This is a genomic window from Dyella sp. 333MFSha (assembly GCF_900102405.1).
Taxonomy (GTDB): domain Bacteria; phylum Pseudomonadota; class Gammaproteobacteria; order Xanthomonadales; family Rhodanobacteraceae; genus Luteibacter; species Luteibacter mycovicinus.
The window spans coordinates 1,095,115-1,110,930 of the sequence record NZ_FNBR01000002.1 but is presented as its reverse complement, the minus strand read 5'-3'; the positions used below and the strand labels follow the sequence as shown (position 1 = coordinate 1,110,930).

11 protein-coding genes and 2 pseudogenes are annotated in these 15,816 nt (G+C 64.8%); 6 read left to right on the top strand and 7 right to left on the bottom strand.

Features of this window, described 5'->3' with window-relative positions; translation table 11 throughout:
- Positions 1 to 945, top strand: a complete 945-nt coding sequence (locus BLT40_RS12255; protein WP_090353444.1) for an ABC transporter permease subunit — start codon at positions 1 to 3, stop codon at positions 943 to 945.
- A gap of 20 nt (positions 946 to 965) precedes the next feature.
- The gene (gene rbsB / locus BLT40_RS12250) at positions 966 to 1,901 is read left to right on the top strand and encodes a ribose ABC transporter substrate-binding protein RbsB (RefSeq protein ID WP_090353441.1); all 936 of its coding nucleotides are present in this window, start codon (positions 966 to 968) and stop codon (positions 1,899 to 1,901) included.
- 237 nt (positions 1,902 to 2,138) lie between these two features.
- Here rbsB and BLT40_RS20635 read toward each other — a convergent pair.
- Together BLT40_RS20635 and BLT40_RS20630 are read right to left on the bottom strand one after the other, a co-directional pair.
- Positions 2,139 to 3,629, bottom strand: a pseudogene (locus BLT40_RS20635) (DNA translocase FtsK); the annotation flags it as partial.
- An 852-nt stretch (positions 3,630 to 4,481) separates the two neighbouring features.
- A pseudogene (locus BLT40_RS20630) lies at positions 4,482 to 4,868 on the bottom strand (DNA translocase FtsK 4TM domain-containing protein); the annotation flags it as partial.
- 248 nt (positions 4,869 to 5,116) lie between these two features.
- On the opposite strand from BLT40_RS20630, the gene BLT40_RS12240 reads away from it, so the two are divergent.
- Entirely contained in the window at positions 5,117 to 6,358 is a 1,242-nt protein-coding gene (locus BLT40_RS12240) for a PQQ-dependent sugar dehydrogenase (protein WP_090353438.1), read from the top strand.
- Positions 6,359 to 6,480: 122 nt separating this feature from the next.
- On the opposite strand, the gene BLT40_RS12235 is transcribed toward BLT40_RS12240, so the two are convergent.
- Positions 6,481 to 7,275, bottom strand: a complete 795-nt coding sequence (locus tag BLT40_RS12235) for an SDR family NAD(P)-dependent oxidoreductase (RefSeq protein ID WP_090353433.1) — start codon at positions 7,273 to 7,275, stop codon at positions 6,481 to 6,483.
- A gap of 80 nt (positions 7,276 to 7,355) precedes the next feature.
- Between BLT40_RS12235 and BLT40_RS12230 the strand changes: the two genes are divergently transcribed.
- Entirely contained in the window at positions 7,356 to 7,796 is a 441-nt protein-coding gene (locus tag BLT40_RS12230; RefSeq protein ID WP_090353431.1) for a winged helix-turn-helix transcriptional regulator, read from the top strand.
- Positions 7,797 to 7,921: 125 nt separating this feature from the next.
- On the opposite strand, the gene BLT40_RS12225 is transcribed toward BLT40_RS12230, so the two are convergent.
- Together BLT40_RS12225 and BLT40_RS12220 are read right to left on the bottom strand one after the other, a co-directional pair.
- Positions 7,922 to 9,103 (bottom strand): MBL fold metallo-hydrolase, encoded by a 1,182-nt coding sequence (locus BLT40_RS12225; RefSeq protein ID WP_079521138.1) that lies wholly within the window; start codon positions 9,101 to 9,103, stop codon positions 7,922 to 7,924.
- 156 nt (positions 9,104 to 9,259) lie between these two features.
- Entirely contained in the window at positions 9,260 to 10,309 is a 1,050-nt protein-coding gene (locus BLT40_RS12220; RefSeq protein ID WP_090353428.1) for an NAD(P)-dependent alcohol dehydrogenase, read from the bottom strand.
- 111 nt (positions 10,310 to 10,420) lie between these two features.
- On the opposite strand from BLT40_RS12220, the gene BLT40_RS12215 reads away from it, so the two are divergent.
- A complete protein-coding gene (locus BLT40_RS12215) occupies positions 10,421 to 11,317 on the top strand; it encodes a LysR family transcriptional regulator (protein ID WP_090353425.1) in 897 nt (298 codons plus the stop codon).
- A gap of 107 nt (positions 11,318 to 11,424) precedes the next feature.
- Entirely contained in the window at positions 11,425 to 12,651 is a 1,227-nt protein-coding gene (locus BLT40_RS12210; RefSeq protein ID WP_090353422.1) for an MFS transporter, read from the top strand.
- Positions 12,652 to 12,690: 39 nt separating this feature from the next.
- Here BLT40_RS12210 and mnmE read toward each other — a convergent pair whose 3' ends face one another.
- Positions 12,691 to 14,034 (bottom strand): tRNA uridine-5-carboxymethylaminomethyl(34) synthesis GTPase MnmE, encoded by a 1,344-nt coding sequence (mnmE, locus tag BLT40_RS12205; RefSeq protein ID WP_090353419.1) that lies wholly within the window; start codon positions 14,032 to 14,034, stop codon positions 12,691 to 12,693.
- Positions 14,035 to 14,087: 53 nt separating this feature from the next.
- Positions 14,088 to 15,791 (bottom strand): membrane protein insertase YidC, encoded by a 1,704-nt coding sequence (yidC, locus tag BLT40_RS12200; protein ID WP_090353416.1) that lies wholly within the window; start codon positions 15,789 to 15,791, stop codon positions 14,088 to 14,090.
- Between the last annotated feature and the right edge of the window lie 25 nt (positions 15,792 to 15,816).

The following is a 15,816-nucleotide window of genomic DNA, read 5'->3' as shown; positions in this document are numbered from 1 at the left end:
ATGACGCTTCAACTCAACTGGAGCCGTGCGATGACGCTGATGCAGCGTCTGGGCTCGGTGATCGGCTTGCTCCTGCTCTTCGTCGTGCTCTCGATCATGAGTCCCGATTTCCTTTCCACCGGCAATCTGCTCACGGTACTGCGTCAGGTCTCGATCAACGCGTTGATCGCCTTCGGCATGACCTTCGTGATCCTCGCCGGTGGCATCGATCTGTCGGTGGGTGCCATCCTCGCGCTTACCGGCGCCGTCACCGCGGGCCTGATGGCCTCGGGGCACGGCATGGTGCTGGCGGTCGGCGCGGGTCTCGGTCTTGGCCTGGTGCTGGGCATCATCAACGGTGTGCTGGTGTCCTGGGGCAAGGTCGCGCCCTTCATCGCCACGCTCGGCACGATGACCCTTCTGCGCGGCCTTACGCTCTCGTATACGCAGGGCAGTCCGATCCCCGTCACCAACCAGAGCTTCGCACTGCTCGGCGGCGGTTACGTCGCCAACCTGATCCCGCTGCCGGTGATCTGGATGTTCGTCGCTTTCGTGGTATGCGCGTTCCTGTTGCGCGGCACGGTGTTCGGTCGTCACGTCGTGGCCATCGGCGGTAACGAAGAAGCGGCGCGCCTGTCGGGTGTGCGCATCTCGCCGATGAAGCTGGCGATCTACGGCCTGTCCGGTCTTCTCTCCGCGTTCGCGGGCGTGGTGCTTACCTCGCGCCTGTATTCCGCGCAGGCCACGGCCGGTGCGGGTTATGAACTGGACGCCATTGCCGCCGTGGTTCTCGGTGGTACCAGCCTGGCCGGCGGCCGCGGCTGGTTGTTCGGGACGCTGGTCGGCGCGCTGCTGATCGGCTTCCTGAACAACGGTCTCAATCTGCTCGGCGTAAGCTCTTTCTACCAGCAGGTGGTGAAGGGCATCGTCATCCTGATCGCCGTCCTGCTCGACAGGCGGCAGTAATATCAACGAGGGAACACACCATGCGTAAGCTCACATTCTTCGCCGCGGCAGCGGCCACGCTGCTCGCGGCCTGCTCCCAGCAGGGTCCGGGCGAATCCGCTCCGGCGGCGGCTTCCACGGCCGGCGGCGCCGCGGCCTCCGGCACCCCGGTGGTCGGTCTCGCGCTGTCGACGCAGAACAATCCGTTCTTCGTCGAACTCAAGGACGGTGCCGAAAAGGCCGCCAAGGACGCCGGCGTGCAGTTGGTCGTCGTCGACGCGCAGGACGATCCGGCCCGCCAGATCTCGTCGGTGGAAGACCTGATCCAGAAGCGCGTTTCGGTCATCCTGCTCAACCCGACCGATTCCTCGGCTCTGGCCGGTGCCGTGCAGTCCGCCCAGCGCGCGAACATTCCGGTGATCACGCTGGACCGTGGCGTCGACGGCGCCGAAGTCGCGTCGCACATCGCGTCCGACAACATCGCCGGCGGCAAGATGGCGGCCGATTACCTGACCAAGGCGCTTGGCGGCAAGGGCAACATCATCGAGCTGCAGGGCGTGGCCGGTACCTCGGCCGCGCGTGAGCGCGGCAAGGGCTTCGACGACGAGATCGCCACCACGGGCATGAAGGTCGTGGCGCAGCAGCCGGCCAACTTCGATCGTGCGCAGGGCCTCTCGGTCAGCGAGAACCTCCTGCAGGGCAACAGCGACGTCCAGGCGATCTTCGCCCAGAACGACGAAATGGCCCTCGGTGCGGTGCAGGCGCTGGCCGGCAAGAACAAGAAGGTGCTGGTCGTCGGCTTCGACGGCACGCCGGACGGCAAGACCGCCGTGCAGAACGGCAGCATGGCCGCTACGGTCGCGCAGCAGCCGGAAGAGATCGGCAAGCTCGGCGTCGAAACGGCGAAGAAGCTGATCGACAAGCAGACGGTCGATAAGTCGATCGCGGTGCCGCTGAAGCTTCTGACAAAAGAATAAGCCAGAAAGAACGGGCCGATGGCCCGTTCTTTTTTCCTTCGGTAGGAGCGCGCCCTGCGCGCGAAAGGCCTACAGGGCGGTGAGGCGGAGGCATGGCTTCATCGCGCTGTAGGCTTTTCGCGCGCGGGGCGCGCTCCTACAGGGGATGCCGCATCCGTGGGAGATTCCGCATCCGTGCGTGGTACCGCGTCCGTATGGGGCCCCGCATCAGCGGGTTCCGCACCGGTGAGATTTCGGTCAGTCCTGTGGCACCGGCGCGATCACCTCGCGCTGCCCGTTGATGCCCATCGCCGAGACCAGTCCGGCTGCCTCCATCGCTTCGACCAGACGCGCCGCGCGGTTGTAACCGATACGGAACTGCCGCTGCACGAACGAGATCGACGCACGACGCGAACGCAGCACGAAGGCGGCCGCTTCGTCGTACAGCGGATCCAGCTCCGCATCGAGGCCATCCTCACCCGGTTCGCCTTCGACCGCCTCACTCGGCGGCCCCGCAAGGATCTCGTCCTTGTAATCCGGCTCGCCGAACTGCTTCAGCCAGGCGACGATGCGGTGCACTTCCTCGTCGGCGACGAACGCGCCGTGGATGCGCTGCGGATAGCCCGAGCCCGGGGGCAGGAACAGCATGTCACCCGCACCGAGCAGGCTCTCCGCGCCCATCTGGTCGAGGATGGTGCGCGAATCGATCTTCGACGACACCTGAAACGCCACGCGCGTGGGGATGTTCGCCTTGATCAGACCGGTGATGACGTCGACCGACGGACGCTGCGTGGCGAGGATCAGATGGATGCCCGCGGCACGTGCCTTCTGCGCCAGCCGCGCGATCAGTTCTTCGATCTTCTTGCCGGCGACCATCATCAGGTCGGCGAGCTCGTCGATGACGACGACGATCATCGGCATCGTGTCGAGGTGCTCGGGGATTTCCGGATGCGCGGGAAACGGATTGAACAGCGGTTTGCCAGCCGCGCGCGCCTCGCGCACTTTCTGGTTGTACCCGGCAAGGTTGCGCACGCGCAGGTCGGACATCACCTTGTAGCGGTTTTCCATCTCGGCCACGCACCAGTTCAGCGCGTTGGCGGCGAGCTTCATATCCGTGACCACGGGCGCCAGCAGATGCGGAATACCCTCGTAGACCGAGAGCTCGAGCATCTTCGGGTCGATCATGATCATGCGAACGTCTTCAGGCGTGGCCTTGTAGAGCATCGACAGGATCATCGCGTTCACCGCGACCGATTTACCCGAGCCGGTGGTGCCGGCAACGAGCATGTGCGGCGCCTTCGCCAGATCGGCGACCACCGGTTCGCCGGTGATGCCCTTGCCCATCGCCAGGGTGAGCAGCGAGTCGGAATCACGATACTCGCTGGAGTCGAGGATCTCGGACAGCGCGATCATCTGGCGCTGTTCGTTCGGCAGCTCGAGCCCCATGCATGTCTTGCCGGGAATCGTCTCGACCACGCGAATCGTGGTGCGACCCAGACCGCGCGCGAGATCCTTCATCAGCGCGACGATCTGGTTGCCGCGCACGCCGACGGCCGGCTCGACCTCGTAGCGGGTAATGACCGGACCCGCCGACGCACCGACCACCTGCACCGGTACCTTGAACTCGCGCAGGCGTTGCTCGATCAGTTCGCCCGTGTCGACGAGTTCCTGTTCGGAGACGGCGAGGGTGTTCTGAGACGCGGCGGCGAGCAGGGTGAGCGGCGGTATACCCACGGCACTGGCGGTGCTCGTCGCGAGCAGGGGACGTGTCGGCGTGAGCGTCACCATCCGCGCTGGAGGAACGTTAGTCGCCTCCGTCGTCGTGGCCTGCTCATCGTTGGCGGCGATGGCGAAGCGCGACACCGGGGCGACCGGCGGGGGTGAGGGCATGGCGGGCACGGGTACGGGCGCCTGCGGACGGGAAGGCTCGGTGACCCGGGGCGTGACGTCCGCAAGAGGCTGGTCGTTCCGGACGACCTCGTCGGCCTCCGTGTCCGAAGCGTCGTGGCTTGAGGGTTCCCAGGGGGTCGTCGGCGACACCGACGAGCGCTCGGGACCATGCTTCGATCGCATCGACGGTGCAAGGAAAGCCTGGCTCTCCATGGGGCGCCGACGCTTGATGAGCATCGGTGCCTCGTCGGCGACGTCGGCGGCAGGCGGCGCGATCGGTAAACCCGGCGTAGCGGAGACGTGCGCCGCCGCCGCGGCGGCCTCCGGCGAGGAGGTGGTGGGCACGGTCTGGCCGCGAGGCGCAAGCCACGGTTCGCTGATCACCGTGTCCGGCTTCGCGCGGTGGCGCGGCGGCACCGGTGTGGTCACCGACGGGCGAACGCGCGTCGCGCGCAGAGGCTCGCCGCGCACGGTTTCCGTGCCGACATGCAGGGACGAGGAGGGCGGTGTCGATGCGGCGGCCGGAGTGACCTTGCCGCGGGTGGCGGCCGATGGCGTGCGACGGCGCGCCGGCCCGCGATCCGCGCGGCGCACGGCGCCGGCAGGGCGACGACCCGTGGCGCGCGCTGCCGAACGGGTGAACAGGCGCCGTGTGCCTTCGATAGCCAACGCACCCATCGGCTCGAGGATCCCATTCGCGCGGGCCACGGCCGTCGACCAGGTGATCCCGAGGTACCAGGGCAGCGCGACGACGATCACCGCCAGCGCGATCACCGCGGCCAGTGCGCCGCCGGGGAAGGCGCCGAAGAGATCGCCGAGCCAGCGACATACGACGCCACCCGTGGTCGGGTCGTCGGTGTAGTGCGAGATGACGATGCCTTCCAGCGTGGTGCTGGCGAGCAGAACGAGGACAAAGCCCGTCCAGAAGCGAATGGCTCCGGGCCCTACGGTGGGCGGCCTGCGCCGACGGATCAGCGACGCGATGACACGCCACAGCAGGGGAAGCAGCCAGAGGGTGGACAGCCCGAAGGCGCCGAACACGTAAGAAAGCATGCCTAACCGCGAAGAACCGAGCGAGCCCCGTAGTTTAGCGCGCATTCGTTCGGAAGCACGCGCGAATGCGCTGTAAGCCGCTGGTGAGACTGGGAAGGTGTGAAGACCGCCGATCTGCGCCGACGCATCCACGCGTCGCGCTATGACACCGTGAATTCCGCATCAGGGCGTCGTTCGATAAGGGAATTTGCGATGGAATCGCGGGTTTGGGCGATCCGGGCTATTCCGAGGCAGCGACGTCACCCTCGAACCACGTAGTTTCTTGCGACCACTCCCCGCACAAGGATCCTGTCATGCGTCGCCTGCCGCTTCTTGTCGTCCTGCTTGGGGGTGCGATCGCCGCCCCCTGCGCCTTTGCGCAAACGTCGTCGTACAACGCACGCGTCGCCGGCGCTCAGACCGAACCGCCCGCACCGTTCGTCATTACCGATCTTGCACCGTTCGACAATCCGTGGGGACTCGACTTCCTTCCGGACGGCCGCATCGTGGTCACGGAGAAGAGTGACCACATGTACATCGTGAACTCGAGAGGCGCCAAGATGCCCGTGACAGGCTTGCCTGTTTCCGTCGGCGCGAATGGCGGCGGCGGACAGAGCGGCTTCCACGACGTAGCCGTGCCCGCGACCTATGCGAAAGATCACGTCTTATGGTTCAGCTACGTGGCGAAAGCCGCCGACGGCAATAACCACCTCACGCTGGCGAAGGCACGCGTTGTCGAGGCGTCGAACACCGCGCACATCGAGAACCTGACGATCGTCTGGCAGGAACCGTCGAAGTGGTCGGTTCGCGGCCAACCGGGTGCACGCATCGCGTTCGCGCCCGACGGCAAGCATGTCTTTCTCTCCGTCGGCGACGGCGACATCCCCGACGTCAATCAGGATCGCGGATTTACCGCGCAGTTGCCGGACAGCGGACTGGGCAAGATCATCCGCCTCAATCTGGACGGCAGCACGCCGTCCGACAACCCGAATGCAGGCCAGGGCGGCGTCGCCGGCCAGATCTGGGCCAGCGGTTTTCGTAACCCCTACGGGCTCGCCTTCAGTGAAGACGGAAAGCTGTGGGAGACCGAGATGGGCCCGTCGTCGGGTGACGAGTTCAACCAGATCGTGAAGGGCGGGAATTATGGATGGCCGCTGGTGAGCAACGGCAATCACTATCCCAGTGACGCCTATATGCCGGGTCAGCCGTATCCGCGCCACGACACGGCGCCGCAGTACGTTCAGCCGTCCGCGTACTGGGGCTGGTTCCCCACCACGAATTCGATGTCTCCTTCGGGGCTGGTGTTCTACAAGGGCAAGCAATTCCCACAGTGGCGGGGCTCGGCACTGCTCGGTTCGACGTCGTCGGTCGCGCTGTATCGCGTCGTGCTCGATGCGAGCGGAAACGTGACAGGTGTCGAACGCTATGGGCGTGACGCCGCCGGCGTGTATACCGGCAGCGTGCGCGCCATCAAGGTGAACCCGTCCAACGGCAGCATCTGGTACGTACGCGGCGGCAGTGACGGGATGCTCCGGAAGATCATGCCAAAAACCTGACTCCACCACCTCGTGTAGGAGCGCGCCCCGCGCGCGAAAAGCCAACAGGGCGGTGATGGGGTGCCCCCGCTTCACCGCCCTGTTGGCTTTTCGCGCGCGGGGCGCGCTCCTACATGTTCAGATCAGGCGCGATAACGCGGCGCCACGTCCTTGCGCGACAGATTCGGTCCCATCGCGACGCGCGCGGCGTCATACGTCAGGAACTGCTGCTCATCGGCCAGCGGCGGAATCGTCACCACTTCGCCGCGGTCATAGCCCAGCAGTGCGGCATCCACCAGATCGGCGGTCTCCATGACCATCCCCGGCAGCATCGCATCGATGTCTTTACCCGAGTTTTCCCAGATTTCCGAGCGGGTCGCACCCGGCAACACCGCCTGCACGCGGACGCTGGTGCCCTTCAGCTGCGTCGCCAGGCTCCGGCTCACGTTGAGCAGGTGCGCCTTCGAGCCACTGTAGATACCGTCGAACATCTCCGGTGCGAAGGCGAGCACGGACGCGATATTGATGATGCCGCCATGGCCGCGAGCGACGAACGCCTTGGCCGCCGCGGCGGTCAACAGGGTGGGTGCGGTGATGTTGATGGCGATGAGCTTTTCGATTGCGTCGCTGTCGTTGTCGAGGAAGCTGCCGTTGAGCGAGATACCGGCATTGTTCACCAACAGGGTGATCGAAGCATCCTCCGCCACCCGCTTCTCCACCGCGGCCACGTCGGCACGCTGGGTAAGGTCCGCCTTCAGCGTCTCGACCTTGCGCCCCGTCGCGGCGCCGATTTTCCTGGCCAATGCTTCCAGGCGATCCAGACGACGTGCGACCAGAATCAGATCGTAGCCGCGCGCCGCCAGACGCTCGGCGTAGACCTCGCCGATGCCCGACGAAGCGCCCGTAACCAGTGCCGTGCCTTTGTTTTCAACGCTCATGAGGGTGACTCCGTATGGGTAAGTTGCAAAGTGATATCGACTACGTTGCCATACGATAGTGACCTAGATATCATTATGCAATGGACATCGACAAACTTTCTTCAGGTACCTGCTCGATTGCCCGCAGCCTCGCGCTGGTGGGCGATACCTGGAGCGTGCTGATCCTTCGCGATGCCAGCCGGGGGATGACGCAGTTCGACCAGTTCCGGACGAGCCTCGGCATTGCGCCGAACATCCTGTCGCGTCGATTGAAGGGCCTGACCGAGGCCGGTGTTCTGGAAAAGCGCCGCTATAGCGATCGGCCGCCGCGCGACGAGTACGTGCTGACCCAGGCCGGACGCGAGTTCCTGCCGATCATGGCCGCCATGGGCGAATGGGGCCGTCGGCACAACGGCGGCGGCGCGACGTTGTCCCATCTCGTCGCCGACGAGACGGGTGAGCGGGTGAGTGCGGTGGTGATCGATGAGGTGACGGGGCGTCGTCTCGACCAGTTGCCGATGCGTCTGGTGATGCCGGACTGATAAGCCCGTTGATTCGTAACGAAGCAGGGCATCATCGCAACCGGGAGCGCGGAGTTAATGCATCAGGGCGCGGGTTGTGACAGTGCATAGACCGTCCGCAACATGCATCCCTGAGCGGCACCGGCTTACCGACAGACCGGTATATCGAATTTATGGGCAGGGTTCCCGTCGCGTGACGCGACGATCGGATGCTGCACCCCCGTGAACCATGGCTCCTTCGGCCACCAGCGTGGGACCACCGGATGCGTCGTCGGTTCCACGGCCTGTCCGGGTTCCGGAATCAATACCTCGGCCTTGCTGCAACGTGCCGCCGCCAGAATGCGCTCGGCGGGTTCGGTCCAACCGTGATGCGCCAGCTTGATAAGGCCCCAGTGCACGGGGATCAGCACCTTGCCGCGAACCTCTTCGTGCACCTGCATTGCCTGCTCGGGTCCGAGGTGCCAGTCCGGCCACTGTTCGTCGTACTGACCATCTTCGATCAGCGTGACATCGAAGGGACCGAACTTCGCACCCACATCGGCGAAGGTGTCGTTCATGCCGGTATCGCCGGAGTAGAACGCGCGATGCTCGGGACCGATGAATGCATAGCCCGTCCACAACGTGGCATCGCTATGCGCCTCGAGGCGACCGGATGCATGACGGGACGGTGTGGAAACGATACGAAGTGCGCCCACCTTCGCGTCCTGCCACCAGTCCAGTTCGGTGATCTTTTCCTTCGGTACGCCCCAGTCGATCAGGTGCGCCGCGATACCGAGCGGCACGATGAATCGTGCGCCGCGTGCGTTGAAGGCCCGCACGGAGGCGCGATCGAGATGGTCGTAGTGATCGTGTGAGACGACGACGACGTCGACTCGCGGCAGGTTATCGAGCGGGACGGGTGCTTCGTACCAGCGCTTCGGGCCGAGCCAGGGAAAGGGCGATGCACGCTCGCTCCAGAAGGGATCGATCACGACGTTGACGCCGTCGATCTCCAGTAATGAAGACGAATGGCCGAACCAGGTGACGCGAAGGCCGCTCTTCGGTGGGGCTTTGTACAACGCCGATGAGTCCATCGTCGGAACCGGCGCATCGGGTTCCTCGCCTGGCTTCGACTGCAGGATCTGCCAGATGCCGCCCTTGAGGTTCATGAACATCGGTGCGGGGTTGGCGAAGCTCTGGCCACGCCATTGCGGCGATTTTGCCTCGGCGGCCGTCGGTGTTTTGCTGGGCCATGCGCCGATGTTCGGCCATGCGGTGACCGCGACGAAAGCCACGAAGAGGACGACGAGAGCGAGGAAGATGCCGAGGTAACGGAGTAAACGCTTCAAACCGGGTCCTTTTCGGGGGATGGGTTTGAAGATAGCGGGACAGGTGGCCTTCGTCACCGTGAATCGCCAGCAGGGCCGGCTCCTACAAGAGCAAGAATGCGTGCTCGTGTAGGAGCCAGCCTGCTGGCGACCGGTGTTATCTCAAGCCAACAAGGATCAAGCCGGCATCGTCGCCATGTCGATCACGAAGCGGTAACGCACATCGTTCTTCGCCAGACGCACATAAGTCTCGTTGATCGAGGTCATGTCGACGACTTCGATGTCCGACACGATGTTGTGCTCGGCGCAGAAATCCATCATCTCCTGCGTTTCCGCCATGCCACCGATGGCGGAACCGGCGATCGTGCGACGCGGGAGCATCAGGCTGCCACCGATCACGCCGTCGAGCGGAGTGAGCGCACCGACCAGCACCATGGTGCCGTCGAGCTTGAGCAGGCTGGTGTACGGGTTGATGTCGTGCGACACCGGCACCGTGTTGAGCAGGAAGTCGAAGCTGCTGGCCTGGGCCTTCATCGCCTCGGCATCGGTCGAAAGCAGCACGGCGTCCGCGCCAAGACGCTTGGCGTCCTCACCCTTGGAGGCCGAAGTGGTGATCATCGTGACATGCGCGCCCATGGCCTTGGCGAACTTCACGCCCATGTGGCCGAGACCACCCAGACCGATGACGCCGACCTTCTGACCCGGGCCCACCTTCCAGTGACGCAGCGGCGAGTACGTGGTGATACCGGCGCAGAGAAGGGGAGCGGTCGCCTTGAGATCGAGCTTCTCGGAGATCTTCACCACGAAGCGCTCTTCCACGACGATCTCGGTCGAGTAACCGCCCTGGGTCGGCGTGGTCTTGTCCTGCTCGGTGCCGTTGTAGGTGAAGCTGGTGTGCGTCGTGCAGTACTGCTCGAGGTTCTGCTTGCAGGAATCGCACTCGCGGCACGAATCGACCATGCAGCCGACGCCGGCGAAGTCGCCGACCTTTAGCTTTCCGACGGCCGAGCCAACCGCAACGACACGGCCCACGATTTCATGGCCCGGGACCATCGGGAACACGGAGTTGCCCCAGTCGCCCTTGGCCTGGTGCAGATCCGAATGGCAGACGCCGCTGTAGAGGATCTCGATGCGCACATCGTGCGCGCCCGGGTCGCGGCGCTGGAAGGTGAAGGGAACGAGGGGCGTCGTGGCGCTCTTGGCGGCAAATCCGCGGACTTCGATCATGGGAGTCATCCTCGATAGGTGGGATCAGGAAAGCGGGTAACGATAAAGCCTCAACAATACCGGGCGCCAATGTGGATTTCGGCATGTATCGTTGAGGTATTCTTGATAATCATGCGTCCCGACAACCTCTCCCATCTGGCGGCGTTCGCCGCCGTCGCCCGACACGCCAGCTTCCGCAAGGCGGGCGCCGAGCTGATGCTGTCCACATCGGCCATCAGCTATGCCATCCGTGGGCTGGAAGAACGGCTGGGGGTGGTTCTCTTTCACCGCACCACGCGCAGCGTTTCGCTGACGGAAGCGGGTCAGCGGCTGCTCGAGCGACTGGAGCCGGCGCTGCTCGGCGTGAACGACGCCCTGGAAGAAATGAACAACTTCCGCGCGGCGCCCGCCGGTACGTTGCGGATCAACATGCCCCGCGTGACCGCGCAGCTGCTACTTCCGATGCTCCTGCCTCGTTTTCTGGCGACGTATCCCGACATTCACTTCGAAGCTGTGGATAACGATGGCCTGATCGACATCGTCGCGTCGGGCTTCGACGCCGGCATCCGGTTCCTGGAGCAGGTGCCGGAGGACATGATCGCCGTGCCCATCGGCGGTGCGCAGCGGGGTGCCATCGTCGCCTCGCCCGACTATCTCGCCCGCTACGGCAGTCCCCTGATCCCCGACGACCTGTTCCGCCATAACTGCATCCGCTTCCGGTTCCCCAGCGGGCGGGTCTATAAGTGGGAACTGGAGCGGGGTTCGACCAAGCTCGAACTCGACGTGCGCGGGCGGCTGACCTTCGGGGACATGCGCCTGGCGCTGGATGCCGCGGTCGCAGGCATCGGCATCGCCGCCGTGCTCGACGATCAGGTCAAGGCACTGGTCGAGGACGGTAAGCTGGTCCGGCTGCTGGAGGACTGGTGCCCGCCGTACCCGGGATTCATGCTCTATTACCCCCGCCAGCGACGAGTCACGTCGGCCCTCCGCGCGTTCATCGAATACATCCGCGAGCACGCGGGCGCCTGAATCGCCAGCAGGGCTGACTCCCGCCCAGCTGCCCGACCGCGTATCCTAGGCCCATTGCTGCGACGCACCATGACGCCGCGGCCCACCTACCTCCCCGAGCACCCCTCATGTCTGGTTCCGCCCCCGTCCTCGATCCGGGCACCGCGCCCGTCCGCGCGCCTCACGTCGGCCTGGTGATCCTCGCGCTGGCCGTCGGTGGCTTCGCCATCGGTACGACCGAGTTCGCCTCGATGAGCATGCTGCCACTGTTCGCACAGGGTCTGGGCATCGACGCGCCGACCGCGGGCCATGCGATCAGCGCCTATGCGCTGGGTGTCGTCATCGGCGCTCCGGTGATGACCGTGCTCGGCGCGCGCGTGCCGCGCCGTCGGCTGCTGCTGATCCTCATGGCGATGTTCACGCTGTTCAACGGACTGACCGGCTTGTCGCCGAACTATCACTGGATGCTGGTGTTCCGGTTTCTGGCTGGCCTGCCGCATGGCGCGTACTTCGGTGTCGCCGCACTGGTCGCCTCATCGCTGGTTCCCCCCAACCGGCGCACGCGCGCGGTCGGGCAGATGTTCCTCGGCCTCACGTGCGCCACCATCGTCGGCGTTCCGCTGGCCAGCTGGCTGGGTCAGCTGGTAGGCTGGCGCTGGTCGTTCGCGCTGGTGGCCGTCCTTGGCCTGCTGACGATTCTCGCCGTCGCGATTTACGCACCCAGGACGCCCGCCAATCCGAAGGCCAGTCCGCTTGGCGAGCTCAGCGCGCTGAAACGCTCGCAGGTCTGGTACACGCTGGCGATCGGTGCCATCGGTTTCGGCGGCATGTTCGCTGTGTATACCTACCTCGCCGACATCCTTATCAGCGTGACCGGGATGCCACTGTCGAGCGTGCCCTGGGTGATGGCCATCTTCGGCGTCGGCATGACCGTCGGCAACATGGTCGTGCCCGTCTTCGCCGATCGCGCGCTGATGCGCACGGCAGGTGCACTGTTACTGTGGAGCCTCGTGATCCTCGCCATCTTCCCGTTCACCGCGGGCAATATCTGGCTGCTGAGCCTCGACGTGTTTTTCATTGGTGTGGGTGGGGCACTCGGTACGGTGCTGCAGACACGGCTCATGGATGTGGCGGGCGATGCGCAGGGTCTTGCCGCGTCGCTCAATCATTCCGCCTTCAATACCGCAAATGCGCTCGGGCCGTACCTGGGCGGCCTGGCCATCGCCGGCGGTTACGGGTGGACGTCGCCCGGCTGGGTGGGAAGTTTGCTGGCGCTGGCGGGGCTCGCTATCTGGGCGGCGTCGGTGGCGGCTGAAAAGCGGACCGCTCGCCGGGTGGCTGCGGAAGCCTGCTGACCCGGAGGGGCCAATCGCGCCGGGACGCAACCGCCGCAGTTACTTCCCGATACAGAACGAACTGAAAACCGCACCCAGCAAGTCATCGGAAGAATAAGTCCCCGTGATCTCACCGAGCGCCTGCTGCGCATGACGTAGTTCTTCAGCAGCCAGCTCACCCGCATGCGAGCCGTGCAGTGCGTCGGCCGTTCGCGACAGATGATCGCGCACGACTTCCAGCGCCACCACGTGACGGCGACGCGCACTGAAGGCACCGTCGCCCGCACCAGCCGTAGCGAGATCTTTCAGGATTGTGCGAAGCGCGTCGACACCGTCGCCCGTAAGCGCCGATAACCAGAGCGTGTCGTGCGCACCGCTCGACTCTCGACGTGCCTCGACATGGGCCAGGTCGATCTTGTTGATGACCACGATACGCGTCGCATGCGTCTGTGTCCCGTCGAAGAGACCGAGGTCTTCGGTCACGTGCTGCTCGTCTGTGATCAAGAGTGCGACGTCGCAGCGCGCGAGCTGTGCACGCGCACGTCGTATCCCTTCCTTCTCGACGACGTCGTCGGACTCGCGAAGTCCCGCGGTGTCGGCGAGTTCGAGCGTTGCGCCATCGATGCTGATCGACTCACGCAACACATCGCGTGTCGTACCGGCGATATCGGTAACGATCGCACGGTCTTCCCCGGCGAGCGCATTCATCAGGCTCGACTTGCCGGCGTTTGGACGACCGATGATGGCGACGGCAATGCCATCGTTGAGCCGGACACCGCGACGCGTTTCGACGAGTAACGCATCGAGGTTTTCGCGCAACGTGTGCAACTGCGCACCGATGACGGGGTTTGCGAGGAAGTCGATTTCCTCCTCCGGAAAATCGATCGCGGCTTCGATATGTACGCGCAGGCCGATCAGCTCCGCGAGCAGGTCGTCGACGCGCGCGGAGAACACACCTTCCATCGAGCGCAACGCCGCGCGCGCACCGACTTCGGATGTCGCCGCGACGACGTCGGCGACGGCTTCGGCCTGGGCGAGATCCAGCTTGCCATTCAGGAATGCGCGTTCGGTGAATTCACCCGGCCGTGCAAGTCGCGCACCGAGTTCAATGCAGCGGCGAAGCAGGGCGTCGAGCAACACAGCACTGCCATGGCCCTGAAGCTCAAGCACATGCTCGCCGGTGTACGACGCCGGACCTGGAAAGGAAATAAGCAGCCCGCGATCGATCAGCTCGCCGCCCGCATCGCGGAACGCCGCGAAGTGCGCATGACGCGCTTTCGGTTCGCGGCCGAGGAACGCGGCGGCAATAACGGGAGCCAGCGGCCCCGACACGCGAACGGCGCCGACCCCGGCCGCGCCGGCGCCGGTAGCGATGGCTGCGATGGTGTCGTCGCCGTGAGTCATGTCGTGCCTGTGGATAGCGAAGCGGCGCGTCTTTCGACGCGCCGCTTCAGGTGTTATGCCTTGGTGATCTTCGCCGCGGCGTCGGCTTGTTCGACACTACGGTTGATCCACCACTGCTGGAGCAGGCTGGTCGCACCGTTGACCGTCCAGTAAAGCACCAGACCTGACGGGAAGAAGGCGAAGAAGACACCGAAGATCAGCGGCATCACCTTCATCATCTTTGCCTGGGTCGGATCCATGCCCGCGGTCGGCATCATGCGCTGGGTGAGCAGGGTGACCAGGAAGTAGAGCACCGGCAGCACGTAGAAGGGATCCGGTGCCGACAGATCGTGGATCCAGCCGAAGAACGGCGCATGGCGCAGCTCAATGGATTCGGACAACACGCGAAGGAGGCCGATGAAGATCGGGAAGGTGATCAGGATGGGCAGGCAGCCAGCCATCGGATTGATCTTTTCCTTCTTGTACAGCTCCATGGTGGCCTGCTGCATCTTCATCCGGTCGTCGCCGTAACGCTCCTTGAGCGCGGCGATGCGCGGCTGCAGCTTGCGCATACGAGCGCCCGAACGGAACTGCGCGTCGGTCAGCTTGAACAGCGCGGCCTTGATAAGCAGCACGAGCAGGATGATCGCAACGCCCCAGTTACCGCTGATCGCGTGCAGCTGGGAGAGCAGCCAGTGCAGCGGCTGGGCGATGATGGTGAACCAGCCGTAGTTGCTGGTCAGCTCGAGGCCCGGCGCGATCGCGTCGAGCGTGCCCTGCAGCTTCGGACCGATGTAAAGACGAGCGACGCTGTCGGCGGCCTGACCCGGCGCAACCTGGATGGCCGGACCGAAAGCGCGGACGAGGTAACGCGGCGTAGCCGAGTTGGGATCGACGACCGCACTGCTATAGGTGACGTTCTGATTCGCCGGCGGAATCCACGCGACGAAGAAGTAATGCTGGAGCATGCTGACCCAACCGCCCGTGATGGAGCGATTGAGCGGCTTCTTCGCGAAGTCGGCCAGCGGCAGCGTTTCGAACTTGGTGTCCGGGCTGAACCAGGCGGCGCCGAAGAAGCTGTGCTGCGCCGGATCCGTATACGCCTTGAACCAGTTGACCTTCTCGTTCGCGACGCGCTGCAGCTGGTGATAAGCGTTACCCGTCCACACCGCCGTCGAACCGTTTTCGACGCGCTGGTCGAGATCGACCACGTAGTCCATGCGCTTGAGCGTATAGCGCTTGACCACCTTGACGCCCGACGGATCGGTCCAGGTCAGGTCGAGGCTGACGGACTTCTGGCCATCGGCCAGGGTGGTCTCGGTCTTGTCGGCGTTGAAGAGGGCGCGGTGATCCGGCGCGGCACCGTTGCTGCTGACCAGGCCATCCTGTGCCGCGAAAAAGTGCGCGCCCTCATCGTCGAGCAGACGGACGGGCGGCGACACCGGTTCCTTCTTCGTGACCGGGTTGGTCGGGTAATAGAGGAGTTCCGAACGGACGATGCTGCCGCCACGGGTATCGATGGTCAGGCGCAGGACGTCGTTCGAGAGGGTGACCAGCTCGGCCTTGCCTTCCGGGGCCGCGCCGTTTTCGGTCGGCACGGTGGCGGGAGCGGTGGAACCCGGCACGCTGGCGTCGCCGCCCGGCTTGCCGCTGGCATCGACCTGGGCTGCCGGCGCGGCTGGAGTCGGGGGCTGGACATAGTCCTTCTCCCACTCGGTCCACAGGAGATACGCCACGAACATGAGCGCGAAGAAGAGAAGCGTGCGCGTTTGATTCATTGCAGGGCCAGATTGGAATGCATAA

Excerpts from the sequence above, each read along its gene's own strand:
- BLT40_RS12255 (WP_090353444.1), top strand. The coding sequence starts at position 1 with ATGACGCTTCAACTCAACTGGAGCCGTGCGATGACGCTGATGCAGCGT.
- BLT40_RS12220 (WP_090353428.1), bottom strand. The coding sequence starts at position 10,309 with ATGATCGAAGTCCGCGGATTTGCCGCCAAGAGCGCCACGACGCCCCTC.
- rbsB (WP_090353441.1), top strand. The coding sequence starts at position 966 with ATGCGTAAGCTCACATTCTTCGCCGCGGCAGCGGCCACGCTGCTCGCG.
- yidC (WP_090353416.1), bottom strand. The coding sequence starts at position 15,791 with ATGAATCAAACGCGCACGCTTCTCTTCTTCGCGCTCATGTTCGTGGCG.
- BLT40_RS12230 (WP_090353431.1), top strand. The coding sequence starts at position 7,356 with ATGGACATCGACAAACTTTCTTCAGGTACCTGCTCGATTGCCCGCAGC.
- BLT40_RS12215 (WP_090353425.1), top strand. The coding sequence starts at position 10,421 with ATGCGTCCCGACAACCTCTCCCATCTGGCGGCGTTCGCCGCCGTCGCC.
- BLT40_RS12235 (WP_090353433.1), bottom strand. The coding sequence starts at position 7,275 with ATGAGCGTTGAAAACAAAGGCACGGCACTGGTTACGGGCGCTTCGTCG.
- BLT40_RS12240 (WP_090353438.1), top strand. The coding sequence starts at position 5,117 with ATGCGTCGCCTGCCGCTTCTTGTCGTCCTGCTTGGGGGTGCGATCGCC.
- mnmE (WP_090353419.1), bottom strand. The coding sequence starts at position 14,034 with ATGACTCACGGCGACGACACCATCGCAGCCATCGCTACCGGCGCCGGC.
- BLT40_RS12210 (WP_090353422.1), top strand. The coding sequence starts at position 11,425 with ATGTCTGGTTCCGCCCCCGTCCTCGATCCGGGCACCGCGCCCGTCCGC.